Raw genomic sequence first — 23,866 nt, 5'->3', positions numbered from 1 at the left:
TCTGAATGAATCTGTCGCTGTGAGCAGAACCGACATTGGTTCCGCTAACCGAGTGGGTGCAGAGACTGTGCCAGCTTGACGGTCTGCCGGGGAAAACGGATACAAATCAGGAGGGTAACGTTCTGATAGGGGTGTCGCGCGAAGCGGGTGAAGACGCGATTGCTGATCCGACGCACCCGATCGGTGCGTGAATGGTTAAGGCTGCTGCAACCTGGCGCAGCCATGGCGAGGCTCAGCGAAGGCTGAAGCGTACTGGCAAGGCGTAGCGGAATTTTTGTCCGGCAATCTCGTCGGGTACCTCAGGCAGAGGTGCTGCCTGCTCCAGCATGGCCAGTGCCGACTCGTCCAGAAGCTGGTGTCCGGAGCTGGTTCTCAGGCTGTGGGCGATCAGCGAGCCATCCCTCTGGAATTCGAACACTATGACAGGAGTGCCTTCCTGGCCCAGGCGCCTTGCCCGTCGGGGATATTCATAATACCGGGCAAGGTGGCGGCTGAGTCTGGACAGGTAATTGTCCACTTCTGATTTGACGCCAGCGTTCTGCAATGGAACGGTCGCCTGGGATTGTTGCTCCGTTGCTGTTTCTGCCGGCTCACCGCTCGGTGCTTGCGCTTCGGCGGTCTCTGGCTCGGGCGTGGGTTCCGCTACCGGCTGAGGTTCCGGCGCCGGCTCAGGTTTCGGCTCAGGCTCAGGTTCAGGTTCAGGTTCAGGTTCAGGTTCAGGTTCAGGTTCAGGTTCAGGTTCAGGTTCAGGCTCTGGCTCTGGCTCTGGCTCCGGCTCCGGCTCTGGTTTGGGTTCCGGTTGGGGTTCGGGTTCTGACTTTGGCGCAGCCTCGGGTTTCGGCGCGGGTTCACCGGCCAGCTTTATGCGAATAGCGGGCGCCGTATTGACCGCGGATTCGCCCAAAGTGTTGAGCTCCACCGTCTCTTCGGGAGACGCGAACACCAGGGCGAAAAAGGTGATCATAAATGCCAGCAGCAAGAGTGCCCACCGGAAGGGCGGTTGTTGCGGCATCATTGGCCCGGCTCCGTCAACAACAGAATATCCTTGTATCCGGCTTCCTCAAGCAACCGGAACAGTGTCTCCAGGTCCGCCATGGTGATTCGTTCTGCAGCGGCGATTTTCAGGGGCTGCTCTTCGCCAGGTTCTGGCAGTCTGGCAACCAGGGAGTCCCTGTCGAGTAGCTCGCCGTTCACTTTCCACTCGCCCTCGGCACTGACAATCATGTCCGCGTGCGGCGACTGCCGGTCCTCCGCCTGCTGCGTGGCAGGCAATTCCGGAAGTGGGTCATCGGTCAGTTGGCCGGCAACAATGAAAAACATGAGCAGCAGAAACACAAGGTTGATCAACGGCAGAAGTGCATCTTCCACGCGTTCCATCAAGGTTTTGCCGGAGGTAAACGGAGGTGGAACCAGATCGCTCATGGTGTTGTTGCGTTCGTCCGCTTCCAGTGGCTGTCGATACCCTGGTCAACCAGGCTGCTGAGCACCCGGGTGAAGGCTCCCAGCGGTGTGTCGCCGGTTGTTGCGAGGTTTACTTCGGTAATACCGGCGTTGCCCAGCTCGGTCATGAGCTGGTCGAGGGCCATGGCCTGTCCCTGCCACTGCACCTTGCCATTGGCAGTCACTGTCAGCTCGGGCAGCGGCTCGCCAGTGATCGGGCTGCGGTTCGAGGTGTTGTTGGCCAGCTCCAGGTAATCCACGGGCAGTAGCCGGGTGGTCAGCATAAAGAACACCAGAAGTATGAATACCACATCAATCAGAGGCGTAATCCGGATCGGAATCGGACGACTTGGTCTCGGTTCAACCAGTTGCATGGGCGAATCGCTGACCCCGGACGGTTGAATAGCGATCAGGCTCCTCGCTGGCTGTCTCTGTATCAAGCTGTTGCGCCGGAGACTGGTACGACGTGTCTGCGGCCTCCAGAGTCTGCTCCGGCACGATATGCAGAACTGAAACCAGGGTGCTGTTGATGGTCTTGTGGATGCGGCGCAGACGGAACTCGATCCAGGCAGCCAGGGCGGCAAAGGGTATGGCGACAACCAGGCCCGCCGCCGTGGTGGTCAGCGCCTCATAGATGCCGCCACTGAGTTGAGTGGCGTTGGCCCGGCCTTCGGTAGCCGCCATGGCGCTGAAAGCTTCCATCATGCCGAGCACGGTTCCCAGCAGACCGAGCAGTGGCGCCAGGGCTGCGATGACTTCAATAATCTTGAGGGGTGCCTCGAACGGCTCGAGAGAATGTTGCGCATCCCGCGCGGCGGTTTCCCGAATCTGGCGATCATCCTGGCCGTTCTGAATGGCCTCAATCGTATCGGTGACAAGCCGCTGCAGCGGATTCATCTGCCCCCATCGTCCGGCCTGATGTCGAACCTCGGACGGTCGGACTGACGCCGGATCCTTCTGCCAGTTCATTACGGTTTGTTTAAGCCGGCCAGACAAACGCGGTGCATAGAGGGCCCCGAGAAGCATCAGATACACGAAGGTAACGAAGCCAATGACGGCAAGCACCACCAGAACAATCATGACAGGGCCACCCATATCAATAAGTTGGGTGATCGGGCCGGCATTCAGGGGCAAAGTGAGGTCCGTCATGCGAAGAGTTCTCAATGTGCAAAAATGGAACTAAATAATAACGATTATCATTGAATTTGCAAGCGTGTAACCTGACTTCACAAAGCCCTCTGTTAGAATTGAGGTAAATGTAAGAGTTGTAAAAAGAAAGAAAAAACGGAGGTCAGATCATTACCGGTTGTCTAACCCGCTGCGGGGCCTGGAAGTCATGATGATCAGGAGATGGTTGGGTAGCCTGGCGAATCGGGCAGTGGCCCTGGTGGTTGTTGCGATCATCCTGACGGCCCTGCTGGTAACCGTTGCCGGTTTCCTGCTGAGCCGCTCCGAGCTGGAGCAGCAGGCCCGTAACCAGGTGGAAACGATTGCCACGCTTATTGCGGGGGAGCTGGACGACAAGCTGGCCCTGCGACTGGAGGCACTCAACCACGTAGCCCAGAATCTCACCATGTCCGGTGATGTTCTCAACACCAGGGCCCGGATCCTGATCCGCCGCCAAACAGCCCTGGAGCATCTGTTCGATGCGGTTTACCTGATCGATGAAAACGGTCTGGTCATAGCCGAGAATCCCGAAGATTACCGGCAGGCGGGACTGGATGTCAGTAACCGGGAGTATTTTCAGCGGATTTCCTCCACGCTCACCCCGGTGATCAGCGAGCCCTACATCTCTCACTATCAGGAAAAGCCGGCCATCATGGTGGCTGCGCCGATTTTCGACCACCGTCAGCGTTTCATTGGTGTGATTGGTGGTGCCATCGCGCTGGATGGCAACAATTTTCTGGATCAGTTCATTAACATCCGTATAGGAACGACCGGCTATCTCGGTGTGGCAACCCGCAGTGGTTTTGTGGTGGTTGACCAGCGGGACCACCAGCCCATGGCGCCGGTGCGGGTTGCGAATCCTGTACTCCGGGATGCGATGGAGGGGTTCGAGGGCACCTTGGAGACCCGCAACAGTAATGGTGAAAAGACCATCATGTCGGTGCAGCAGCTGACCCAGGTGCCCTGGTTTGTTTCCGCCTCCTGGCCTGCCCGGGAAGCCCTTGCACCAATTACACGCACGGTGGATGCCTTCGTTTGGATCCTGCTGCTGGTCATCCTCTTGATTGCGCCCGTGGCACTGTGGCGTTTCCGGCGGCTGATGGCGCCGCTCAAGACATTGGGCATCCAGATCCGTGAGCGCCACCTGGGTATGCGTTCCGATCCGGTGGATGTCGCCGGGGGTAAGGAAATCCGCCAGGTTGCCGAGATCTTTAACACGGTGACCGATGAGCGTGATGAAGTTCTGGTGTCTCTGGCAGAAAGAGAGGCATTTTTCCGTTCCCTTACCCAGAGTGCGCCCATCGGTATTGTCCAGACCGACGTCCTGGGCCGTATCGAGTTTGCCAACCCGGCTTTCGAGGCGATCGTCGGCAAACCGGCGGAAGATCTCACATACAGTTACCTGGCCGATCGTGTGGACAATGCCGACCGGCAGGAGGCGATTGCCGGTTGGAAGAATGCGATCAGGAGCCAGAGCGTTTTCCGGGGCCGGTTGAGACTGGCGGCTCCGGATCGGGTGATCTGGGCCGATGTGATGACGGCGGCAATCCAGACGCCTGAAAAGGCTCTCGGCACCATCACGGTAGTTCGCGATATATCCCATGAGCTGGAAGTGGAAGAGGCACTCAAGACCGAGCAGCAGCGCGCGGAAACCATACTCCGCGTTCTTCAGGAAGGCGTCCTGATGGTCGATGTCGAGGGGGTTATCCGGTTTGCCAACGATGCTGCCTGCCGCCTGCTGGGCATTGAGGGCGAGTGCGTGCTTAGAAACTTCTTCCAGTTGGTCACCATCGAGACGGAAGAGCGGGAACTGACGGCACAGGAGTTCCTGTCCGGGGATGACCTGGACAGCCTTTACGTCACCCTGCGGAACTCATTGGGCGTTCCCTTCCCGATAGATCTCACCATGCTGCACATTCGCCAGGGGCGAGAGGATGAGCGCCTGGTGTTCGTGCTGCGGGACGACAGCGACCGCCGGCGGCAGGAAGAGCGGTTGTCCTGGGAGGCGACCCACGACAGCCTGACCCATTTGCTGAATCGGCGCGCGTTCAATGCGTCGCTGGTCCGGTGCCTGGGCGAGGCCGGGCGCCAGGAAGCACGTTCGGTGTTGATGCTCATTGACCTGGACTACTTCAAACCGGTCAATGATGAGGGCGGCCACCTGCTCGGCGACGATTTGCTCAAACGGCTCGCCGAACTGTTCAAGGAATCGGTTCGCCAGTCCGATACCGTGGCCAGACTGGGCGGGGATGAGTTCGGTATTATTCTACCGGCTTGTGGCATGGCCAGGGCTCAGGCCCTGGCGGAACGGATTCGCGCCGATGTTGAAGCGCTTCGGATCGAACATGACGGCCGGTCCTTCGGTGTCACCACGAGCATTGGGCTCACGGAACTGACACCGGAAGATAGCGGCCCGAGAGAGGTCATGGCACGGGCCGATGAGGGTAGCTACATCGCCAAATCCCGGGGGCGCAATACGGTTGTCGTCGTCCCGTCACCACCAGCCGGCTGAGACACTGGCCTGCCACAGCAGACGAATGGCCAGCGCGGTCAGCACGATATTAAAGATCAGTGTGAACTTATGGTTGCTCAGGGACTTCAGTACATGGAGTCCGAGCCAGGTGCCGGCAAAGCCGCAGATGATCATGGCAATTATGAATGGCAGCCATTCGAAGAAGATGAATCCGGCGGCTCCGAATACGAGCGCCTTGGGGGCGTGCTGCAGCGTCATGGCCGTGGCGAAGGTGGCCACCGTTTTGAATCTGTCGTTATGGATCTGCTTGATGAACGCTGCAACGAGTGGCCCGGTGGCGCCCACGAACAGGCTGACAAAACTGGTCAAGGCCGACGCCACAAACACGCCCGGAGCCCCGAACGCGCCTTTTGGCAGAGCCGGCCCCCAGCAAAGGTAGAGAACGAACAGGGCGATGGTCAGCTGCCAGATATGGGCCGGAAGATTCACCAGCAACCAGGCGCCCAGGGCCGCGCCTACCATGACGCCGGGCAGGAACGCGGCAATGACCCGCCAGTCCACGTGTCGCCAGGTCAGTGCTGCCCGACCAACATTGGAACCCAGCTGGATCATGCCGTGAACCGGAATAATGGCGGCGGGCGGCATCCAGCTGGCCATAAGTACCAGCAGCAGAACCCCGCCACCCGCGCCGAGACTGGCAGTGATCATCGAGGTGATGGTGGAACTGGCTAGCAGGAAAACGGCGACTGGAAGGCTCAGGCTTTCGGGTATCAGTTGGTGGAGTACTTCCATTCGCAGAATTCCGTTGATTTCAGTTTGGCCGTGCGACACAGGGCCTCGGTTGCCAGTTGAACGTCGGCCACATAGTAGAGCGACGCAAGACCGAGGCGGTCCCGCCCCAGATTGTGAAAAATCAGGCCGAAGGCAATATCGCCGGCGGTAAAGCGTTCATGGTTGGCGGCAAAATACTCTGCTGGTTGCGACAGCACTGGATCGTCCAACAACGCCTGAACCCGTCCGGCGCCGCCATGATACGCCTGAACCAATAGAAGGGTGAACAGACGGTCCCTCTTGGCTTCTGGCAGATGACCAAACCGTTGCTCGAAAACAGGTGCCAGATTGCGGGCATTCTGGTTCATCAGCCGCAGGGCGCAGTCGATCTGTGCTAGCCGATGCCAGAAATTGTTGGGGGCAATCTGGCAGTCGGACAGAGCCGCAGGTGACAGCTGCAGGATGCCCCTGGCGTTTGCCCTGGAATGGGCTCTTGCCTGTGCGCCACTCTCAATCAGGATCTGGCCCGCCAGGTAGCGGGGCAAGGCTTGTGGCAGAGTCAGGCGGTTCTGACTGCTGCGGTGCTCGTACACGTAGATCAGTGCATCATGAAGGCTTTCCGGAGCACTGCTGTCGGCAAAATTGAGGTCGTCCCAGGCGCCCCAGATCCGGTCCGCCGGCAGGGTGCCAAGATACCGCGCAACGGCCTCGTCGACGTTCACATGGGGTTGGTCGCAGGAAAGGGCGAACGGATAGCCGGTCTGGCCGGTCTCGCCGGCAACCCAGTCTTCCACCTTGTCATTCTCATACAGTGATTTTCGGGTGGTGTTCAGCAGGCGCTGGGTGGCCTCGCGGTCTTCGCCATCACTGATCCAGGCCAGAAAGCGCCCCCGCATATCGTAGAGGACGTGGCGCTCGGCACTGGCGCAATAGCCGGATTCTTTTAATACCCAGCGCCGGATGGTGAGGATGTTTTCAAATACCCCCTGGCTGACCCAGTAGGGCGAGGACCGGACCACGCGAGTCCAGTCGCTGTCTTCACTGGCCGCTGGCGGCGGGTCCTGGGCGGCAACGGCAACCGGCGCTGCCAGGATGAAAATCACGGCAAGCTGGCGTAAGCTCTTGAGAATTCTGACCATAGACGATATACCCGTGACCTTCCTCAAAACAGAATAACAAAGGGAACCTGCCATGAAGCAATCTGAATATCTTCGTTACGATGCTACCGCACTCGCTGATCTTGTCCGTCGGGGTGAGGTCACTTCAAGGGAAGTATGCGAGGCAGCGGTTGAGCGGGCAACCCGCGTGAACAGCACACTTAATGCGATCTGCTATCCGCAGTTCTCCGAGGCGCCAGCACAGCACTTCCCCGAGCAGGCGGTTTTTGCCGGCGTGCCCCTGCTGCTCAAGGACCTCGCCCAGGAGCAGTCGGGTCACCCGTGTACCTACGGCAGCCGGGGGCTGATAAAGAATATTGCGCCCCAGGATTCGGAATTTGTCCGCCGGGCACGGGACGGTGGGCTGGTTTTCCTGGGGCGAACCGCCACGCCGGAGTTTGGTCTGAAAGCGGTGACCGAGTCTGAGCTCTGGGGGCCAACCCGCAACCCCTGGAACACGGAGCTGACCCCGGGTGGCTCAAGTGGCGGCTCCGGCGCGGCGGTGGCGGCCGGCATTGTACCCATGGCCGGCGCCAACGATGGCGGCGGCTCCATCCGCATTCCCGCAGCCTACAATGGCCTGTTTGGCCTCAAGCCGTCCCGGGGACGCATTTCCTCAGGCCCCTTTATGGGTGAAGCCTGGACCGGTGCGTCTACCGACCATGTGGTCAGCCGGACGGTGAGAGACAGTGCGGCGATGCTGGATGTGCTCAGTGGGCCGGCTCCGGGCGACCCGTTCGAGATTCCCGGGCCGTCTGCGGCCTACTCCGAGCTCATGCAGCGGTCTCCGGGCAAGCTAAGAATCGGCGTGTTCACGTCTTCACCCTACAATACGGAGGTAGCACCGGAGTGCGTTGCAGCCGTGGAGGAAACGGCCCGGGTTCTCGAGAATCTGGGTCACAGGGTTGAGTATGCTGCGCCGGAATTCGACGGCATGGCCCTGGCCCGCTGCTACCTCGGCCTGTATTTCGGTGAAGTGTCGGCGCTGATGGCGAAGGCGAAAGAGCAGTTCGGCGCCACCGACAGCGATTTCGAACTGGATACCCGGCTGATCGGCATGCTTGGTGAGACGATGCCGCTGTCCGACTATGTCCGGCGGCGCCAGCAGTGGAACGAGTTTGCCAGGGCGCTGGGTGCATTTTTCGGGAGTTACGATCTCTACCTCAGCCCGACCACCGGGCAGTTGCCGGCCGCCATCGGCGAACTGGAAACGCCGGCCCACCTCAAGTTCGCTGCCCGCCTGATGCTGAAATTGAAGGCCGGCAAACTGGTTCATCGTACTGGCCAGGTGGATCAGATGGCCCTGGAAAGCCTGGCCCGGACGCCGTTTACCCAGTTAGCAAACCTGACCGGGACACCTGCCATGTCGGTACCGATGCACTGGACTGCCGAAGGTTTACCGGTCGGGGTCCAGTTTGGCGGTCCCCACGGCGCCGAAGCGACCCTGCTTCAGCTGGCGGGCCAACTGGAAGAGGCCAATCCCTGGTTCAGCAACTACGAAAGGCTTGAGGACGCGTTCTGAGGTATCCGGGGTTGTGATCCGGCTGGGGAAACTCCACGTTTATCTTTGTAGCCGGAACAGGCTATGCTGTTAGTCAGGAAGACCCCTTCTTCCTGAACGACCCTGATGGCATCGAGGAGGCGAGCGTATTATGAACCAACCGATGGCAATCGACGAACTGGTATCAGTAGCACAGGCCGAGGCCATGGGGGAGTTAGACGCCCCCATGATGGCCATCGTCCTGTCCAGCGAACAAAGCTATGACTTGCCCATCAATTCCCTTGAAACCGATGCCGACAAGGCCCGCTGGGGGTTGATCCTCCGCGCCGCCCGCGAGCATGTTGAAGCGGATGCCGTGGCCGTGCTGTATCCGGCCTGGACCACCATCCGTCACAAGAAACCCGAAGTGGAAGCCGAAGCGGCCCCGGAAGCCATTGAGGAAGAAGCCGAGGGTGCCGACGATTCAGACGGCCCCATCGACACCCTGTTCGTGCAACTGCACACCAGGGATCACGTTTACTGGCGGGGTTTTGAACAGATTCGGGATCCCAAACACCAGCGCATCATCGGCTTCCGCCGGATCAAGGCGCTGTCCACCGATTACAAACGGGACGAAGCACCCTCCGTAGCCTCCTGGCTGAGCACCCTGTTCGAGCCGTTGCCGGAAGAAGGTGAAGAGACTAACGTAGACCGCGAGCTGGCCGACCTGCTGGAAGAGCCGGAAGTCAGCGCCGCACTCTACCCGCGCCAGATGCGGGCCCTGCACTGAAGAAGAACTGACAGCCGGAACCAGTGGCTCCGGCTGTCAGTGAGTGGACATCAGGGTCAGGCACAGCTGCGCGTTTTGAATAAAGTGGCCGAATGCTGACAGCTGCTCTTTCGAGGGCGTGTAGGTCCCGGCTGCATTGTCGGCGTAAAACAGACCGATAAGGCGTCCATTGGCCTTGATCGGGCCGATCAAGGCCGGCACTTTGCCGAGCCAGCGATCGTAGGGCACTCCCTCGGCGTTCGGTTTGGGCTCGAAGATGCTGCAGTGTGCATGGGGCAGAAGCGAACCCAATGGTCCGGTGCCGTCCTTCCGAATCACAAAGTGCTGGCGCCATTCCTCCGTGCCGCGACCGCCGAGTTTCCGGGGCACCAGTTCGTTGCCAGTGCGGTCACTCATTAACAGGGCGACCCGCTGCATACCAATGGCCCTGTGTATCCCTTCGATGACCAGCTGACAGACTTCATTGATGTCCGGTTTCTCCGCCAGGCACTGGCTCAGTTCACGCAGGATTTCCAACTGAAGTTCCGGATCCATGTCCGGAGCCTGTGCTCCGGCGTCGCCTGATTTGCCGTCGGCGCCAGGCATCATGGCGGTGACCTGAGGGATGCCGAGAGAAACGGCCACCCGGGTGGCTTCCGAGGCGTTAACCTTGAGTTGATCGCGGACCACGGCCGGGCTCTCACCGATGTCCTTGCCCAGACGCTCCAATACCTTGTCCATGTCCGGGCCGCTCCAGCCCTGTTCGGACAACCGGGCCATCTCCACGGAATTCCGCACCAGGCTTGAGGCCGTGGAATTGGCCTGCCCCGGCGAGACAACATCCTTGATAAAGGGTCCCAGGGACCAGGCATCCACAAGCCCCCGGGTGATTTCCGTAAAGGTTGAGTGCAGCACGGCCTTCTGTGCCTCAACCGGTGGCCGATCAAGGCGCAGGCGTTCCTCCAGTTCTGTCGCCTGGTCGGTCTCGCAGGACCAGAACGCCAGCTCGCCAATGTTCATCAACAATGCTCCGATAAACACCTCTTCCAGCGCCGTCTCGTTGCGTTTCGGCATCAGACACCGGGCCTGAACCGCGGCATGGATCGCCCGGGCCAGGCAGCGTAACAGGTGGGGGCGGTCGTTGCGTTTCAGCAGGGTATCGACGATCAGTGAGGAGATGGCCATGGATTTCACCGCGTCAAAGCCGATCAGCGTGATCGCGCGGCTTACCGTGCTGACCTGGGTCCGGGTCTGGTTATAGAACACGGTATTGGACAGCCGTAGCACCTGGGAGGTGAGCTGGGCATCGTTGAGAATGACGTTGGCAAGCTCATTAACCGTGCTGTTCTGGCTGTCGGTCAGCTCATTGATGCGCCGAAGCGTATTGGCCAGTACCGGCAACTCGACTTTGCTGAGGTAGGTAACCCATGCCTGGGTAGAGTTCATCCTTGAGGGCGTTGGTTGTTTTTCGTTGGTCACGTTGGTGAGTCTCTGGGAAGCGCGTCTCTGGAAGAGCTCCGGGGAAATGTAAGGTTCTTCTGTGTTCCAAGTTTAGTTCACCAGGCTGCGCGGTGTCAGGTAACCGTTTGTGTAAGGATATCTACCCACACTGAGAATCATTCCGGAATTCGGGTTTGCCGACCGTTTGGGCTATAATCGCCGGTTTTAACGCTGCACCCACAAGGCGCTGACCGTGATTGTATTTGACCAGGTACAGAAGTCGTATCAGGTAGGCGGCCGGGCGATCCCCGCGCTGCATCCCACCGATATGACCATTGAAACCGGCGAGGTGTTCGGCATTGTTGGCCATTCCGGCGCCGGTAAATCGACGCTGGTGCGTCTGATCAACCTGCTGGAACCGCCCACCGGCGGCCGGATTCTGATCGACGATGAGAACATCACCGACTACGACGCTGCCGAACTTCGCGCCTTTCGCCGCAAAGTGGGCATGATCTTCCAGCACTTCAACCTGCTGTCGTCCAAGACCGTGGCGGACAACATCGCCTTCCCCATGAAGCTGGCGGGCATCTACTCGAAGACCGAGATCCGCGACCGCGTTGAAGAACTGTTGGCCCGAGTCAGCCTCACCGACCATGCCAACAAATATCCGTCGCAGCTCTCCGGTGGCCAGAAACAGCGAGTGGGCATTGCCCGCGCCCTGGCGTGCCGGCCCACCATCCTGCTCTGCGACGAAGCCACCAGCGCCCTCGACCCGCAAACCACCCAGTCGGTCCTGAAACTGCTGGCGGATATCAACCGTGAACTGGGCCTTACCATCGTCCTGATCACCCACGAAATGGACGTGGTGCGCCGGGTCTGCGATCGAGTGGCGGTGATGGACGCCGGTGAAGTGGTGGAAATGGGCCCGGTCAGCGAGGTGTTCCTGCACCCGAAGCACCCGACCACCCGCGATTTCGTGTTCGAGAGCGAAAGCATCGACCGGGAGGAGCTTCAGGAAGACCTCAGCAAGGCCGACGGCCGCATCTTGCGCCTGACCTTCAAGGGCGAATCCACCTACAAGCCGCTGCTGGGCAGCGTCGCCCGGGAGTCTGGCGTGGATTTCAGCATCCTTTCCGGCCGTATCGACCACATTAAGGACACCCCCTACGGCCAGCTGACCCTGTCACTGGTGGGCGGTGATCTCGAGGTGGCCATGGAGGCGCTGAAAGCTGCCGACGTTCACGTGGAGGTACTGCGCTGATGGAAGCCCTGTTAAGCAATGTAGACTGGACCGAAATCGGCTGGGCCAGCTGGGATACCCTGGTGATGGTGGGCATGTCCCTGCTGTTCAGCGTCCTGATCGGTCTGCCCATCGGCGTGCTGCTGTTCCTCTTCGGCAAACGCCAGCTGCTGGAACAGCCGGTGGCCTATGCGGTGCTGTCGTTCGTGGTGAACGTACTCCGTTCCGTGCCGTTCATCATCCTGCTGATCGTTATGATTCCCTTTACAGTAATGCTGATCGGCACGTCGCTGGGCGTAGCCGGAGCAATCCCGCCGCTGGTGGCTGGCGGCGCGCCGTTCTTTGCTCGGTTGGTAGAAACGTCTTTGCGGGAAGTTGATCGCGGAATCATCGAAGCCACCCAGGCCATGGGCGCCAGTGTTAAACAGATCATCTTCGGAGCTCTGTTACCGGAAGCGCTTCCAGGAATCATCGCCGGTGTCACCGTTACCGCCATCACCCTGGTGTCGTACGCGGCCATGTCCGGCGTTATCGGTGGCGGCGGTCTCGGCGACCTGGCCATCCGCTTCGGCTATCAACGATTCCAGACCGACGTAATGGTCATTACAGTCGCCCTACTGGTTATTTTTGTCCAAGTCCTACAGATGGTTGGCGACCGTCTGGTTTTGTACTTCAGCCGCAAATAGGCATGCCTTGGTGCAAGCCGCTGGCGGGGAAGCCCTTCCGAAAAACGCCCGTAAATACGTCCCTGTAGGGCTCGGTCGCGCCATCCCTGGCGCTCCACGTTTTCGGAAGGGCTTCCCCGCCAGCGGCCCGGGCTATTCAGGTAAGCCAACACGTTTTGTTAACTGTTAAGAGGAGTATCTATTTATGAATCTGAAGAAATCACTCGCAGCCTTGGCTGCAGCAGCTACTTTCTCAGGTGCCGTCGCTGCCGAAGAGCTTTCTGTAGCCGCGACACCGGTTCCCCATGCCGAGATTCTGGAATTCGTGAAGCCTCAACTGGCTGAGCAAGGTGTTGAGCTGGACGTTAAAGTATTTACCGATTACATCCAGCCGAACATCCAGGTGGACCAGAAGCGGATGGACGCTAACTTCTTCCAGCACCAGCCGTACCTGGACGAGTTCAACGAAGGCCGTGGTACCAACCTGGTAACCGTGACCGGCGTTCACGTTGAGCCGTTTGGCGCTTACTCCAGCAAGATTGAATCGCTGGACGCTCTTGAAGACGGTGCGGTTGTCGCCATCCCTAACGATCCCACCAACGGAGGTCGTGCCCTGCTGCTGCTCCAGAAGGCGGGTCTGATCACACTGAAGGACGAGAGCAAGATCACAGCGACTCCCCGTGACATTGCCGAGAACCCTAAAGATCTGGACTTCAAGGAGCTGGAAGCAGCCACATTGCCGCGGATCCTTAATCAGGTAGACATTGCGCTGATCAATACCAACTATGCCTTGGAAGCGGGTCTTAACCCGACTGAAGATGCACTGGTGATTGAGGGTTCAGATTCGCCCTACGTAAACATCCTGGTGGCCCGTCCGGATAACAAGGACAGCGAAGCCATGCAGAAGCTGGCAGAGGCCTTGAAGTCCGATGCCGTTCGCGACTTCATCATGGAGAAGTATGAGGGTGCCGTTGTTCCGGCATTCTGATCGTTCAGGTATCGAGGTCAGGTGAAGGTATTCACCTGGCCTCAGTCGCACAAAAAAGGCCGGGCAGCGCAAGCTGCCCGGCCTTTTTAATTGCTCTGGAGGCTGGTGATCAGTCACCGCTCCAGTTGGCTTTCGGGTCGGGTGTCATCCGCAGGTAGGATTTCACCGCCTTGTAGCCCTTCGGGAAGCGCTGCTTGATTTCCTCCTCGTCCTGCAGGGACGGAACGATCACTACATCGCCACCACGCTCCCAGTTGCCCGGTGTGGCAACCTTGTGCTCGTCGGTCAGCTGCAGCGAATCGATCACGCGCAGAACTTCGTTGAAGTTACGACCGGTGCTGGCCGGGTAGGTAATCATCAGGCGCACTTTCTTGTTCGGATCAATCACGAACAGCGAACGCACCGTGAGGCTGCTGTCGGCATTGGGGTGGATCATGTCGTACAGCTGCGACACTTTGCGATCATGGTCCGCGATGATCGGGAAGTTCACCGAGCAACCCTGGGTTTCGTTGATGTCCTTGATCCACTCGTGGTGGGAGTCAACGGGATCGACACTCAGGGCGATGGCCTTCACACCGCGCTTGGCGAACTCATCCTTCAGCTTGGCGGTCAGGCCCAGTTCCGTGGTGCAGACCGGGGTAAAATCCGCCGGGTGTGAAAACAGCACGCCCCAGCTGTCTCCCAGCCAGTCGTAAAACGAAATCTTCCCTTCACTGGAGTCCTGCTCAAAATCGGGTGCGGTATCTCCGAGACGTAAAGTCATGTGTACTCTCCTTCGATCATGGTAGTGACAATTTCGTTTGTTATATCGGCAAGAAAGCTGCCGGGTTGTATTCTGCCTGTATACGTCAAACCTTGGTGCCATATGAGGCAATTACAAGGGGCTCAAACCCCCAATGCCTTCTCTTTTTCAAAGTGCTCCCGGGTAAGCTTGAACACGACCGGGCTCAGCATCAGCAGGGCTATCAGGTTTGGCAGCGCCATCATGGCATTCAGGGTGTCTGCCACCAGCCAGACGAAGCCCAGGTTGAGGGTGGCGCCAACGGGGATGGCCAGAATCCATGCAACGCGGTAAGGCACAATCGCCTTTACGCCGAACAGGAACTCGATACAGCGTTCGCCGTAGAACGACCAGCCAAGAATGGTTGTAAAGGCAAAAACTGCCAGGGCGATAGCTACAAGATAGTTGCCAACGCCGGGTAGCGCCTCCTGAAACGCCATGGATGTTAGGGCAGCGCCGGATTCCCCGGAGGTCCAGGTGCCGGAGGTAATAATCACCAGGCCGGTGATGGTGCAGATAATAATGGTGTCAATGAAGGTGCCAAGCATGGCCACCATACCCTGGTTGATCGGGTTACGGGTTTGCGCCGCGGCGTGGGCAATGGGCGCGGAGCCGAGGCCCGCTTCATTGGAAAAGATGCCTCGCGCCACACCGAAACGGATTGCGGCCCACACGGCTGCACCGGCAAATCCACCCTCGGCGGCGATGGGGCTGAAGGCGTGCTTGATCACCAGGGAAAAGGCGGCAGGGATGTCGGCGGCGTTAATCGCCAGCACCACCAGCCCGGCAATCAGATAGGAAACCGCCATCAACGGCACCAGGGCACTGGCAACATGGCCGATCCTGCGGATGCCACCAATCAGGACCATGCCCACCAGGACCATGAGCACCAGGCCAGTCAGCCAGTGTGGCAGTCCGAAGTTGGTTTCCATGACATCCGCCACCGAATTGGCCTGAACCGTGTTGCCGATGCCGAAGCCGGCAATGGCGGCAAATACGGCGAACAGGACACCAAGCCAGGCCCACTTGCGGCCCAGCCCGTTGCGGATGTAGTACATGGGGCCACCTACGTGATCACCGCGCTCGTCCACCTCCCGGTAGCGCACGGCCAGCACCGCTTCGGAGTACTTGGTGGCCATGCCTACCAGGGCCGTGAGCCACATCCAGAAGAGGGCCCCGGGGCCCCCAAGGAACACCGCGGTTGCAACACCGGCAATGTTGCCGGTGCCCACAGTGGCAGAAAGGGCTGTCATCAACGCCTGGAACGGCGGGATTTCACCCTCGGATTCGGCTCCGGCGGCAGTACGACCTTTCCACATCAGCCGGAAGCCGGCGCCCAGCTTCAGCACCGGCATCAACTTGAGGCCGAGACTGAGGAACAGCCCGACGCCCAGTATCAGAACCAGCATGGGTGGGCCCCAGACCAGTCCGTTTATCTGTCCTACAAATTCAGAAATAGCTTCCATGGGATCTCCCTCTGTATGCCATGGATTGGTATGGATTTTTGACCCGGGTTGGGTATAACCGGTTGAGTTTAGTCAGATATCTTTCCGTGTAAACCGACGGCCCGGGAAAATTGGTGGATTCGGGTGTGATTGCCTATGCTCATAGCAATGGCGACTATCCAACAAGGGGAGGGAATCTGCCCATGCGTTCACTGAAAGTGTCAGATGTCATGTGGAACCACATCGAGCCGGTCCGCTGTGGCACGCAGCTCACCAAGGTGGTGAAGACGCTGCTCCACAATCACGTAACCGGCCTTCCGGTTGTTGATGACCAGCGCCATGTTATCGGATTCATCTCCGAGCAGGACTGTATCCATGCCCTGCTGGTCAGCGGCTATCACCGTGAGGGCGATCCACTTGTTGACGACGTCATGTTCCGGAAACCGGTGACGATTTCGGCAGAGATGGCCGTAGTGGATCTTGCCCAGAACCTCGGTGCGGGCAAGCCAAAGGTGTACCCTGTTGTGGATCACGGCAAACTGATTGGTATTGTCACCCGTACTGCTATCCTGGCCGAGCTGGCGCGCACCGGTTTCGGTCTGGAGCCGCCAAAGCACGCCAGTGCCCTGGACTGAAACACACCTATTTTCTGAATTGAGGACACTATGGAACTCCTATCCACGAACGTCTGTTTCGAAGGCGAGCACCGCCGCTACCGGCATACTTCCGCTACCCTCGAATGCGACATGGAGTTTGCGGTGTACCTGCCGCCCGTGGCAGTGAGCTCCAACCCGAAGAAGGTGCCGGTTCTCTACTGGCTATCAGGCCTGACCTGCACCGACCAGAATTTCATGCAAAAGGCGGGTGCCCAGAAACGGGCTGCACAGCTCGGCATGGCGATTGTGTGCCCGGACACCAGCCCCCGTGGGGTAAACCTGCCGGGCGAGGACGACAGTTACGATTTTGGCTCCGGAGCCGGTTTCTACATCAACGCCACCGAGCAACCCTGGGCACCCCATTACCGAATGTATGATTATGTGGTGAAGGAATTGCCGCAGCTGATCGAGAACGAATTGCCGGTTACGGACAAACGATCTGTCAGCGGTCATTCCATGGGTGGCCATGGTGCCTTGATCTGCGCCCTGAAAAACCCCGGCCGCTATGCTTCGGTGTCTGCCTTTGCACCCATTGCCAACCCCACCGAATGTCCCTGGGGCCAGAAAGCCTTCAAGGGCTATCTGGGGGATGATCCTCGTAGCTGGGAAGAATGGGATGCCACCCTGCTGATCCCGACCGCCCGCGAACGATTGCCGCTACTGGTGGATCAGGGCACGGCGGATGAGTTCCTGGACAGTCAATTGAACCCGGATGTTCTGGCAGATACCTGTGAAAAGTTCCACCATCACATCAACCTGCGCATGCATCGGGGCTATGACCACAGCTATTTCTTCATTGCCTCGTTTATTGATGATCACCTGGATCATCATGCCGAAGCACTGGGTCTTTGAGCAGGCTCTATCGGAGGATGAAGCAGGTCAGGAGCGGAAGCCCCAGACCAGGCTGAAGTCCATGGAGGGCATGATTTCGGGCTCCTCGAGAGCCTGGATACCAAAGTCAGGCTCGCTGGTATCCCGCTCGAAAGTGCCGGAATAACGGTTGCCGCGAGGGCCGAAAATGGCTTTAACGAATGGCCCCCGGGCCCGCACTGGCCGGCGAGTTACCACGCCCACTTCGTTGTTTTCCAGCCGAACCAGAATGCCGGGCGGGAACTCGCCCAGAACCTGCAGCAGGGCCTTGGGTATGGCCGGGCGATACTTGCCGTCTGCAAGATTGGCAATCAACTTGCGGGCGTTGGCCACGTTCATGCGCTGCCGGTAGGCCCGTTTGGTGATCATGGCCACGTAGCGCTCTGCCAGTGCCAGAATTTCCGCTTCTGGCCGTATTTCGGTACCACTGAGGCCTTTTGGATAGCCGCTGCCATCAGCCTGTTCGTGGTGTTGGGCGATGATGGTGAGCAGTAGCTTGTTGTCGATGCCTGCGGCCCTGAGGGCCTGGATGCTGCGTTGCGGGTGCTTGCGAATCACGCTCCGTTGCTCGTCGTTGAGGACCGTGTTGGACGCATTCAGCTTGTCGGCAATGGGCACCAGTGCAAGATTGGCCGTCAGGGCCGCGGCAGTCAGTACGGCAACCCGGCTCTCCTCAAGGCCGAACTGACGGCCAATGAACTGGCACAAAATGGCGTAGAACAGGATTTGCTCGTGAATGACCGGACCGATCGAGTAAAGATGAACCAGCGCCAGGGTTGCGTCGGGTGACTCGGTGCAGGTGCGCTCAATCATCCGGGCCAGGCCCAGCAGGCGTTTCTGTGCCGAGGGGTCGGATTCGGTGATGGCGTTCAGGGTTGCTTCAAGGGAATGCAGCAGATCCGGGTAATCGGCAAACGGGTTGCGATCCCGTGTATCCTCGAAGACCTCTTCCTGGGGACGCTCTATCTTGCGGGGTTTGAATCGGCCCCGTTCGAACAACTGTTCCAGCTGGGAGTTGGTCTGAATCACGTAGCCCTGGCGCAACAGGATATTCCCGTCGGTGTCATAGACATCCCAGGGCAGGGGGCGGCCGATGGTCAGCGCGCCGGGAGCGATTCGAACAAGTTCGGTCAAAACAGGTGTCTCGGGTACAGGTTAGTTATGTAGCTTTGCAAGTGTAACCCCGAATGCCCATGGCCCTCCACTGAAGCCGCAATTCTGTGAGTATGGGGCGGTATGGTTTTACCTGATTTTACGGCTGCTACTGTTTTCTGATGCAAAAAAATGAGCATGCGTTCACACTTTGTCTTTTTTGAAGGACAATGTGTAAAGAATCGTTGCTTCGTAACGATCATTCAAATTGATTGCGCTATTCTGGGATACAGAATAGTTTTTTTGATGGAAATTAACGCTGAATGCTTCATCGCCTTAAGACCGATTTCAGGTTGTCGATCATTACTTTGTTGGGCGCTAGCGCGATTTTGGGCATTACGCCTTTCGCTGCCATGCGCTTTATGCAGGGCAATACCCTTGCGGGTTCTGTCGACACGGCAATTCTCGTCGGCATTCTTATCACGCTGATATACGCGTGGGCCAGTGGGGATACCCGTCGAAGCGGCCTGGTGCTTGCGGTTATTGCCTGCAGCGGTGCGGTAACAGTTGGTGCCGTGGTGGGCGAACCCGGGCTTTTTTGGCTTTATCCCTGTCTTGTAACTACTTTCTTTCTCGCCAACCCCCGTATCGCGGTGTTTTTGAACGTCGCTTCCGTCGTTGTACTCATGATTCATGGCGGTGCCTTCCGCTCTGATGTCCAGATGTGGTCCTTTGCCTCAACGGCGTTTGTGGTCAGCGCCTGTGCCTATGTGTTTGCTCACAGGAATCATGATCAGCGGGAGCGTCTGGAGCATCTGGCAACGATTGATCCGCTTACCGGTATCAAGAACCGGCGCTCCATGGATCAGGAACTGGATCTGGCTGCAGCGAATGCCGAGCGCACCGGACTGCCCTATGCCCTGGTTCTGCTGGATATCGATCATTTCAAGAGAATCAACGATGAGCATGGGCATGGTGTCGGCGATGACGTGCTGACTGATCTTGTGGCCCTGCTGAAACAGAACACGCGCAAATCAGACCAGTTGTTCCGGTACGGCGGCGAGGAGTTTGTGCTGCTTTTGCCAGGGGTGGATGGTATCGGCCTCAAGGCGGTAATGAATAACTTGCAGCAGGTGCTGCGCAAATATATGAAACACCCCGGTGGGGCCGTCACAGCGTCGTTTGGCGTGGCGCTGCTGCGCCATGGCGAGGGCGTCGACAGCTGGCTGGCCCGGGCTGATGCAGCACTGTATGAAGCCAAGGAAACCGGTCGGGACCGGATCGTATTTGCGGATCTTCATGAGGCGCCGGAACCGGCAGCCGATGCCGTCTGACTGTTATCAGGCGCATACAGGAACAGTCTCCAGCCCAACAGAATGCTGGCAGATGCCAGTCCACCAGTCAGGCCCACCCAGAAACCGGCAGCGCCCATGGCCGGCACCAGCCAGTCTGTGAACGTCAGCAGATATCCCAGTGGCAGGCCTACACCCCAGAATGAAAACAGCATGATGAACATCGGAATACGGGTGTCCTTGTAGCCACGCAATGCACTGATGCAGGTTACCTGGATAACATCGGCAATCTGGAACAGGGCAGCGAACATCAGAAGCCTCACGGTCACCGCCTGAACCTCTGAATCACTGGTGTAGAGTGCTGCGATTTCCCGTGAAAACACAAACAGCAGTATTGCAAAAACCAGCGCCGTGGCGGCGGCGAGAATCAGGGAACTGCGGGAGATCAGCCTTGCAGTGGCAGGCGCCCGTGCACCCATCAGGAAGCTGACTCGCAGCGTCAATGCCATGCCTATGCTCAATGGCAGCATGAACAGCAAAGACACCACATTCAGCGCTATCTGATGGCCGGCTACCACCACCGGGCCAAGGGGAGCCAGAAACAGGGCGATCACCGAGAACAGACTGGCCTCAACGAAAATGGTAAAGCCGATGGGCACGCCGATGCCGAGGATATAGCGCATGCCTGCCAGATCCGGCTTGACCCAATCGGCAATCAGGTGGAACTGGCGGTACACCCGGCTGCGGTTCAGATACACCAGCAAGGCTACTGCCGCGACGCCGTTGGAAATGGAAGTGGCCCATCCGCAGCCAACCCCACCAAACGCCGGCAGCCCCAGCTTGCCGTAGATGAAGATGTAGTTCATCGGCAGGTTGATCAGTGTGCTGAGCACGGAGAAGGCCATGATCACGCGGGTGTGCCCGAGGCCATCGGTCAGGCCCCGAAGTGCTGTCAGTAACAGCAGGGCAGGAATACCCCAGGCGAAGGCATTGAGGTAGCCCTGGGTAATGCGTGCGGTGTTGGCCTCCAGGTTCAGAAGCGCCAGCACGGGGTGTACGTGGGTCAGCAACAGAATCATGATCACGGACCCGGCGGCGGCAAGATACAGCCCCTGCCAGGTGGCGGGCATGATCTTCCCAACCTCCCGGGCGCCGTTGTAGCCGGAAATGATGGGTTGCAGGGCTCCCAGCATGCCCATGAAAAACAGGAACAGGGGCATCCACAGGCTACTGCCAATACCCACCGCAGCCAGGTCCTCGGCACTGGCGTGGCCGGCCATGATGGTATCGATCACGCCGTTGGCCATCTGGGCGACCTGCGCAATCAGGATCGGCCCGCCCAGAATGGCGAGGGTTCGCCACTCGGTGAGGGTTCGGGCCACCAGAGGCTGCCTGGGTTCCGGTAATGGCTGGTGGATTTCATCCATTGGGTGCTATCCGGTGCTTCTGCACTGCAAGTTTCTCCCAAAACCGTTAAAGTACGCGCCTCGATCACAACAGATGGCAGTGGCGATGGGACTTCTGGTTTTTGTTACCGTTCTGTGGGCGTTTTCTTTCAGTCTGATCGGCGAATTTCTGGCCGGCCAGGTAGACAGCGATTTTGCGGTGCTCAGCCGTGTTCTGCTCGGTGCTCTGGTGTTTTTGCCGTTCACCCGCTGGCGTGGCGTGGCTCCGGGACAGAAGCTGGGCATCCTGGTAACCGGCATGTTGCAGTTCGGTATTACCTACCTGTGTCTTTACCGGTCTTTCAGCTACCTGACTGTTCCGGAAGTGCTGCTGTTCACGATTTTCACCCCGCTGTATGTGACCCTGCTGGATGACGCGCTGTTTCGCCGGTTTTCACCGGTGGCGCTCCTCGCGGCGGCCATCGCAACTGTTGGCGCGGGTATCATACGCTACGATGGGCTCAGTGAGGACTTTATCACTGGCTTCCTGTTGCTGCAGGTGGCGAATTTTACGTTTGCCGCCGGTCAGGTGGGATACAAGCATGTCATGCAGCATTACCCTACCGGCATGCCTGCTTACCGCACCTTCGGCTATTTTTTCTTCGGCGCCCTGATCATTGCGCTGCCATCCTTCCTCATTTTCGGTAACGCCGAGAAACTGCCCACCACCCCGGTGCAGTGGGGCATCCTGGCGTGGCTGGGGCTTGCTGCCTCGGGCCTCGGCCTTTTCCTCTGGAACCGCGGTGCCTGCGTGGTGGATGCCGGTACTCTGGCAATCATGAACAATGCCCTGGTGCCTGCGGGCCTGGTGGTCAATCTGCTGATCTGGAACCGTGATGCCGACCTGCTGAGGCTGGCGGTCGGTGGCGGGGTTATCGTCTTCTCCCTGTGGGTAAACGCCCGTTTCCATCCCCGGGCACGGCTGGCTGTTTCGACATAAGTAACTGCACGCACTAAGGTTCCGTCACCCTCTGCCGTTAAACTCCCATACGCAGGGTAACTTTTGATGAATATCAATGGTGTTCATCAGGGGCTACTCTTTGCGCCTGTTTCATTTTCCTTGGTCAGCTTCGAGTCAGAAGGTCCGTTTATGCGTAAGAATCTCCCGGTAACCCAGCGTGAAATCAAGATGCGAAAAGGCGGGCGGTTGATCAGCACCACGGATTTGAAGGGCGTTATCACCTACTGCAATGACGAGTTTGAGGAAATCAGTGGCTTCTCACGGGAAGAGCTGGTTGGCCAGGCCCACAACATTATTCGTCATCCGGACATGCCCCAGGCTGTGTTCAAGGATATGTGGGATTACCTCAAGGCCGGCAAGGCCTGGATGGGTGTGGTCAAGAACCGGGCAAAGAGTGGCGACCACTACTGGGTCAGCGCTTACGTTACGCCGATCCGTGAGAACGGCCAGATGGTGGGCTATGAATCCGTGCGGGTCGAGCCCACCCGCGATCAGATTGCCCGTGCTGAGCGGCTGTATGCCAAGATCTCTGCCGGAAAGATGACCTCATCGTTCAGCAACCGTGCCTTGTCCATGCTTCGCTCCGGCTGGCCATTCCTGGTCTCTCTGGTGTTGAGCCTGGGTGCGCTTCAGCTCGACCAGCCCTGGCTGGCAGCGGGCTTGATTGTGATCGGTCATGCCCTGGGCTTCGGTCTGGTGTTCAGTTCCCTGGCTGCCCGCTTGCGCAGGCTGTTGGACCTTCGCCCCGATGCCTTCCGGGATCCCATTGTCGCCCGCACCTACAGTGACGAGCGGGGGCTGTTCTCGCAGCTGTCGCTGTTGCTGGTCAGTGAAGAGGCCAGGGTTCGCACAGCTCTGGCGCGTATCGATGACCAGGCGGAGCTGCTCTACGAGCAGGCACGTGCTTCCCACGGCTATATCAGCGATGGCGCAGCGGCGATCGCTCGGCAGCGGGCTGAAACTGACCAGACCGCTTCGGCCATCAATGAGATGACCGCCTCGATCCAGGAAGTGGCGGAGTCGGTAACCAGCAACGCCCGTGAAGCCGAGGAGGCTAATCGCCTGGCGGGTGTGGGCAGCGACCGGAGCGCCGAGGCACTGGTGGCTATTGAGGAGCTGGTCACCCGCGTAAACGGCATTGGTTCGACAATCAGCAAGCTGGGTGAGTCCACCAACAGCATCGGTGAGGCCGCCAACCTGATTTCCGAGATTGCCGAGCAGACCAACCTCCTGGCACTGAACGCGGCTATCGAAGCGGCGCGTGCCGGAGAGCAGGGCCGCGGTTTCGCGGTGGTCGCGGATGAAGTGCGCTCACTGGCCCGTCGGACCCGGGAATCCACTGTGCGTATCCAGAATGTGATCGACGACTTCCGCCAGCAGGTGGATTCCGCGGTCCAGGCAACCCGCGACGGCGAAGCCGTGGCAGGTCAGGGGCTTGAGAAAGTGCGGGAGGCGGAGAGCTCCCTGAAGGATATCGTGACCTCGATCGAGACCATTTCCGACAGCTTTATCAGTATGTCTGCGGCCTTTGAAGAGCAGAGTCAGGTGTCGGACGAGATCAATCGCCAGATCACCAACATTGCCGAGTTGGCCGATCACAGTGACGCCCAGGCCGACTCTGCCAAGCAGAGCAGTGACCGGCTCAGCACTATGTCCCGTGGCCTGAAAGACCTGATTAGCAGGTTTATCAGCAAAAACGGCTAGTTAGCTTTATCTTCCTTGCCCCACGCCGGA

22 protein-coding genes are annotated in these 23,866 nt (G+C 58.9%); 11 read left to right on the top strand and 11 right to left on the bottom strand.

Annotation, left to right across the window (positions count from 1 at the left end; genetic code table 11):
• Positions 1 to 232: 232 nt before the first annotated feature.
• Genes ABNF92_RS09940 through ABNF92_RS09925 form a run of 4 tightly spaced genes read right to left on the bottom strand, consistent with a single transcriptional unit; the run spans position 233 to position 2,589 of the window.
• On the bottom strand, positions 233 to 1,015 hold the full coding sequence (locus tag ABNF92_RS09940) for an energy transducer TonB (RefSeq protein WP_349342038.1): 783 nt from the start codon (positions 1,013 to 1,015) through the stop codon (positions 233 to 235).
• A complete protein-coding gene (locus ABNF92_RS09935) occupies positions 1,012 to 1,422 on the bottom strand; it encodes a biopolymer transporter ExbD (protein ID WP_008176968.1) in 411 nt (136 codons plus the stop codon). Before ABNF92_RS09935 ends, ABNF92_RS09940 begins: the two co-directional genes overlap by 4 nt.
• The gene (locus ABNF92_RS09930; protein ID WP_008176970.1) at positions 1,419 to 1,814 is read right to left on the bottom strand and encodes a biopolymer transporter ExbD; all 396 of its coding nucleotides are present in this window, start codon (positions 1,812 to 1,814) and stop codon (positions 1,419 to 1,421) included. Before ABNF92_RS09930 ends, ABNF92_RS09935 begins: the two co-directional genes overlap by 4 nt.
• Positions 1,801 to 2,589, bottom strand: a complete 789-nt coding sequence (locus tag ABNF92_RS09925) for a MotA/TolQ/ExbB proton channel family protein (RefSeq protein WP_008176973.1) — start codon at positions 2,587 to 2,589, stop codon at positions 1,801 to 1,803. The genes ABNF92_RS09930 and ABNF92_RS09925 overlap by 14 nt, the downstream gene beginning before the upstream one ends.
• Positions 2,590 to 2,776: 187 nt before the next feature.
• Here ABNF92_RS09925 and ABNF92_RS09920 point away from each other — a divergent pair, with 187 nt between their 5' ends.
• Complete coding sequence (locus tag ABNF92_RS09920; RefSeq protein ID WP_349342037.1) at positions 2,777 to 5,119, top strand: diguanylate cyclase; 2,343 nt, start codon at positions 2,777 to 2,779, stop codon at positions 5,117 to 5,119.
• Here the strand turns inward: ABNF92_RS09920 and ABNF92_RS09915 are convergent.
• Positions 5,102 to 5,872, bottom strand: coding sequence for a sulfite exporter TauE/SafE family protein (locus ABNF92_RS09915; RefSeq protein ID WP_053113583.1), 771 nt, complete (start codon positions 5,870 to 5,872; stop codon positions 5,102 to 5,104). The two genes, ABNF92_RS09920 and ABNF92_RS09915, sit on opposite strands and share 18 nt — an antisense overlap.
• The gene (locus ABNF92_RS09910; protein ID WP_069182571.1) at positions 5,851 to 6,990 is read right to left on the bottom strand and encodes a hypothetical protein; all 1,140 of its coding nucleotides are present in this window, start codon (positions 6,988 to 6,990) and stop codon (positions 5,851 to 5,853) included. The genes ABNF92_RS09915 and ABNF92_RS09910 overlap by 22 nt, the downstream gene beginning before the upstream one ends.
• Positions 6,991 to 7,042: 52 nt before the next feature.
• Between ABNF92_RS09910 and ABNF92_RS09905 the strand changes: the two genes are divergently transcribed.
• The gene (locus ABNF92_RS09905) at positions 7,043 to 8,530 is read left to right on the top strand and encodes an amidase (RefSeq protein WP_349342036.1); all 1,488 of its coding nucleotides are present in this window, start codon (positions 7,043 to 7,045) and stop codon (positions 8,528 to 8,530) included.
• 130 nt (positions 8,531 to 8,660) lie between these two features.
• A complete protein-coding gene (locus tag ABNF92_RS09900) occupies positions 8,661 to 9,278 on the top strand; it encodes a hypothetical protein (protein ID WP_053113587.1) in 618 nt (205 codons plus the stop codon).
• A 36-nt stretch (positions 9,279 to 9,314) separates the two neighbouring features.
• On the opposite strand, the gene ABNF92_RS09895 is transcribed toward ABNF92_RS09900, so the two are convergent.
• Positions 9,315 to 10,736 carry an HDOD domain-containing protein gene (locus ABNF92_RS09895; protein ID WP_349342035.1) on the bottom strand — a complete coding sequence of 474 codons (1,422 nt, stop codon included), beginning with the start codon at positions 10,734 to 10,736 and terminating at the stop codon, positions 9,315 to 9,317.
• Positions 10,737 to 10,950: 214 nt separating this feature from the next.
• On the opposite strand from ABNF92_RS09895, the gene ABNF92_RS09890 reads away from it, so the two are divergent.
• The 3 genes from ABNF92_RS09890 (at position 10,951) to ABNF92_RS09880 (ending at position 13,590) form a co-directional block, all read left to right on the top strand.
• Positions 10,951 to 11,958 (top strand): methionine ABC transporter ATP-binding protein, encoded by a 1,008-nt coding sequence (locus ABNF92_RS09890; RefSeq protein WP_305965495.1) that lies wholly within the window; start codon positions 10,951 to 10,953, stop codon positions 11,956 to 11,958.
• A complete protein-coding gene (locus ABNF92_RS09885; RefSeq protein ID WP_069182575.1) occupies positions 11,958 to 12,623 on the top strand; it encodes a methionine ABC transporter permease in 666 nt (221 codons plus the stop codon). The genes ABNF92_RS09890 and ABNF92_RS09885 overlap by 1 nt, the downstream gene beginning before the upstream one ends.
• Positions 12,624 to 12,807: 184 nt before the next feature.
• Entirely contained in the window at positions 12,808 to 13,590 is a 783-nt protein-coding gene (locus tag ABNF92_RS09880) for a MetQ/NlpA family ABC transporter substrate-binding protein (protein WP_069182576.1), read from the top strand.
• A 109-nt stretch (positions 13,591 to 13,699) separates the two neighbouring features.
• On the opposite strand, the gene ABNF92_RS09875 is transcribed toward ABNF92_RS09880, so the two are convergent.
• Together ABNF92_RS09875 and ABNF92_RS09870 are read right to left on the bottom strand one after the other, a co-directional pair.
• Positions 13,700 to 14,353 (bottom strand): peroxiredoxin, encoded by a 654-nt coding sequence (locus ABNF92_RS09875; RefSeq protein ID WP_069182577.1) that lies wholly within the window; start codon positions 14,351 to 14,353, stop codon positions 13,700 to 13,702.
• Positions 14,354 to 14,475: 122 nt separating this feature from the next.
• Positions 14,476 to 15,837 (bottom strand): sodium:alanine symporter family protein, encoded by a 1,362-nt coding sequence (locus ABNF92_RS09870; RefSeq protein WP_064229278.1) that lies wholly within the window; start codon positions 15,835 to 15,837, stop codon positions 14,476 to 14,478.
• A gap of 182 nt (positions 15,838 to 16,019) precedes the next feature.
• Between ABNF92_RS09870 and ABNF92_RS09865 the strand changes: the two genes are divergently transcribed.
• Positions 16,020 to 16,451, top strand: coding sequence for a CBS domain-containing protein (locus ABNF92_RS09865; protein ID WP_008176998.1), 432 nt, complete (start codon positions 16,020 to 16,022; stop codon positions 16,449 to 16,451).
• A 30-nt stretch (positions 16,452 to 16,481) separates the two neighbouring features.
• On the top strand, positions 16,482 to 17,324 hold the full coding sequence (gene fghA, locus ABNF92_RS09860) for an S-formylglutathione hydrolase (RefSeq protein ID WP_069182579.1): 843 nt from the start codon (positions 16,482 to 16,484) through the stop codon (positions 17,322 to 17,324).
• 27 nt (positions 17,325 to 17,351) lie between these two features.
• Here the strand turns inward: fghA and ABNF92_RS09855 are convergent, their stop codons facing one another.
• On the bottom strand, positions 17,352 to 18,476 hold the full coding sequence (locus ABNF92_RS09855) for an HD domain-containing phosphohydrolase (RefSeq protein ID WP_069182580.1): 1,125 nt from the start codon (positions 18,474 to 18,476) through the stop codon (positions 17,352 to 17,354).
• Between the two features lie 281 nt (positions 18,477 to 18,757).
• On the opposite strand from ABNF92_RS09855, the gene ABNF92_RS09850 reads away from it, so the two are divergent.
• A complete protein-coding gene (locus tag ABNF92_RS09850) occupies positions 18,758 to 19,768 on the top strand; it encodes a GGDEF domain-containing protein (protein ID WP_153634243.1) in 1,011 nt (336 codons plus the stop codon).
• Here the strand turns inward: ABNF92_RS09850 and ABNF92_RS09845 are convergent.
• Positions 19,732 to 21,153 (bottom strand): MATE family efflux transporter, encoded by a 1,422-nt coding sequence (locus ABNF92_RS09845; protein ID WP_349342034.1) that lies wholly within the window; start codon positions 21,151 to 21,153, stop codon positions 19,732 to 19,734. The genes ABNF92_RS09850 and ABNF92_RS09845 overlap by 37 nt on opposite strands.
• A gap of 85 nt (positions 21,154 to 21,238) precedes the next feature.
• On the opposite strand from ABNF92_RS09845, the gene ABNF92_RS09840 reads away from it, so the two are divergent.
• On the top strand, positions 21,239 to 22,111 hold the full coding sequence (locus tag ABNF92_RS09840) for a carboxylate/amino acid/amine transporter (protein ID WP_153634245.1): 873 nt from the start codon (positions 21,239 to 21,241) through the stop codon (positions 22,109 to 22,111).
• 150 nt (positions 22,112 to 22,261) lie between these two features.
• Positions 22,262 to 23,836, top strand: a complete 1,575-nt coding sequence (locus tag ABNF92_RS09835; RefSeq protein ID WP_349342033.1) for a PAS domain-containing methyl-accepting chemotaxis protein — start codon at positions 22,262 to 22,264, stop codon at positions 23,834 to 23,836.
• The last annotated feature ends 30 nt before the right edge of the window (positions 23,837 to 23,866 follow it).

Source organism: Marinobacter sp. MMG032, from assembly GCF_040112695.1.
GTDB classification, from domain to species: domain Bacteria; phylum Pseudomonadota; class Gammaproteobacteria; order Pseudomonadales; family Oleiphilaceae; genus Marinobacter; species Marinobacter salsuginis.
This window is presented reverse-complemented; position numbering and strand designations above follow the sequence as displayed.

Coding starts and splice junctions, on each gene's coding strand:
- ABNF92_RS09940 (WP_349342038.1), bottom strand. CDS start 1,015: ATGATGCCGCAACAACCGCCCTTCCGGTGGGCACTCTTGCTGCTGGCA.
- ABNF92_RS09935 (WP_008176968.1), bottom strand. CDS start 1,422: ATGAGCGATCTGGTTCCACCTCCGTTTACCTCCGGCAAAACCTTGATG.
- ABNF92_RS09930 (WP_008176970.1), bottom strand. CDS start 1,814: ATGCAACTGGTTGAACCGAGACCAAGTCGTCCGATTCCGATCCGGATT.
- ABNF92_RS09925 (WP_008176973.1), bottom strand. CDS start 2,589: ATGACGGACCTCACTTTGCCCCTGAATGCCGGCCCGATCACCCAACTT.
- ABNF92_RS09920 (WP_349342037.1), top strand. CDS start 2,777: ATGATGATCAGGAGATGGTTGGGTAGCCTGGCGAATCGGGCAGTGGCC.
- ABNF92_RS09915 (WP_053113583.1), bottom strand. CDS start 5,872: ATGGAAGTACTCCACCAACTGATACCCGAAAGCCTGAGCCTTCCAGTC.
- ABNF92_RS09910 (WP_069182571.1), bottom strand. CDS start 6,990: ATGGTCAGAATTCTCAAGAGCTTACGCCAGCTTGCCGTGATTTTCATC.
- ABNF92_RS09905 (WP_349342036.1), top strand. CDS start 7,043: ATGAAGCAATCTGAATATCTTCGTTACGATGCTACCGCACTCGCTGAT.
- ABNF92_RS09900 (WP_053113587.1), top strand. CDS start 8,661: ATGAACCAACCGATGGCAATCGACGAACTGGTATCAGTAGCACAGGCC.
- ABNF92_RS09885 (WP_069182575.1), top strand. CDS start 11,958: ATGGAAGCCCTGTTAAGCAATGTAGACTGGACCGAAATCGGCTGGGCC.
- ABNF92_RS09880 (WP_069182576.1), top strand. CDS start 12,808: ATGAATCTGAAGAAATCACTCGCAGCCTTGGCTGCAGCAGCTACTTTC.
- ABNF92_RS09875 (WP_069182577.1), bottom strand. CDS start 14,353: ATGACTTTACGTCTCGGAGATACCGCACCCGATTTTGAGCAGGACTCC.
- ABNF92_RS09870 (WP_064229278.1), bottom strand. CDS start 15,837: ATGGAAGCTATTTCTGAATTTGTAGGACAGATAAACGGACTGGTCTGG.
- ABNF92_RS09865 (WP_008176998.1), top strand. CDS start 16,020: ATGCGTTCACTGAAAGTGTCAGATGTCATGTGGAACCACATCGAGCCG.
- fghA (WP_069182579.1), top strand. CDS start 16,482: ATGGAACTCCTATCCACGAACGTCTGTTTCGAAGGCGAGCACCGCCGC.
- ABNF92_RS09850 (WP_153634243.1), top strand. CDS start 18,758: ATGCTTCATCGCCTTAAGACCGATTTCAGGTTGTCGATCATTACTTTG.
- ABNF92_RS09845 (WP_349342034.1), bottom strand. CDS start 21,153: ATGGATGAAATCCACCAGCCATTACCGGAACCCAGGCAGCCTCTGGTG.
- ABNF92_RS09840 (WP_153634245.1), top strand. CDS start 21,239: ATGGGACTTCTGGTTTTTGTTACCGTTCTGTGGGCGTTTTCTTTCAGT.
- ABNF92_RS09835 (WP_349342033.1), top strand. CDS start 22,262: ATGCGTAAGAATCTCCCGGTAACCCAGCGTGAAATCAAGATGCGAAAA.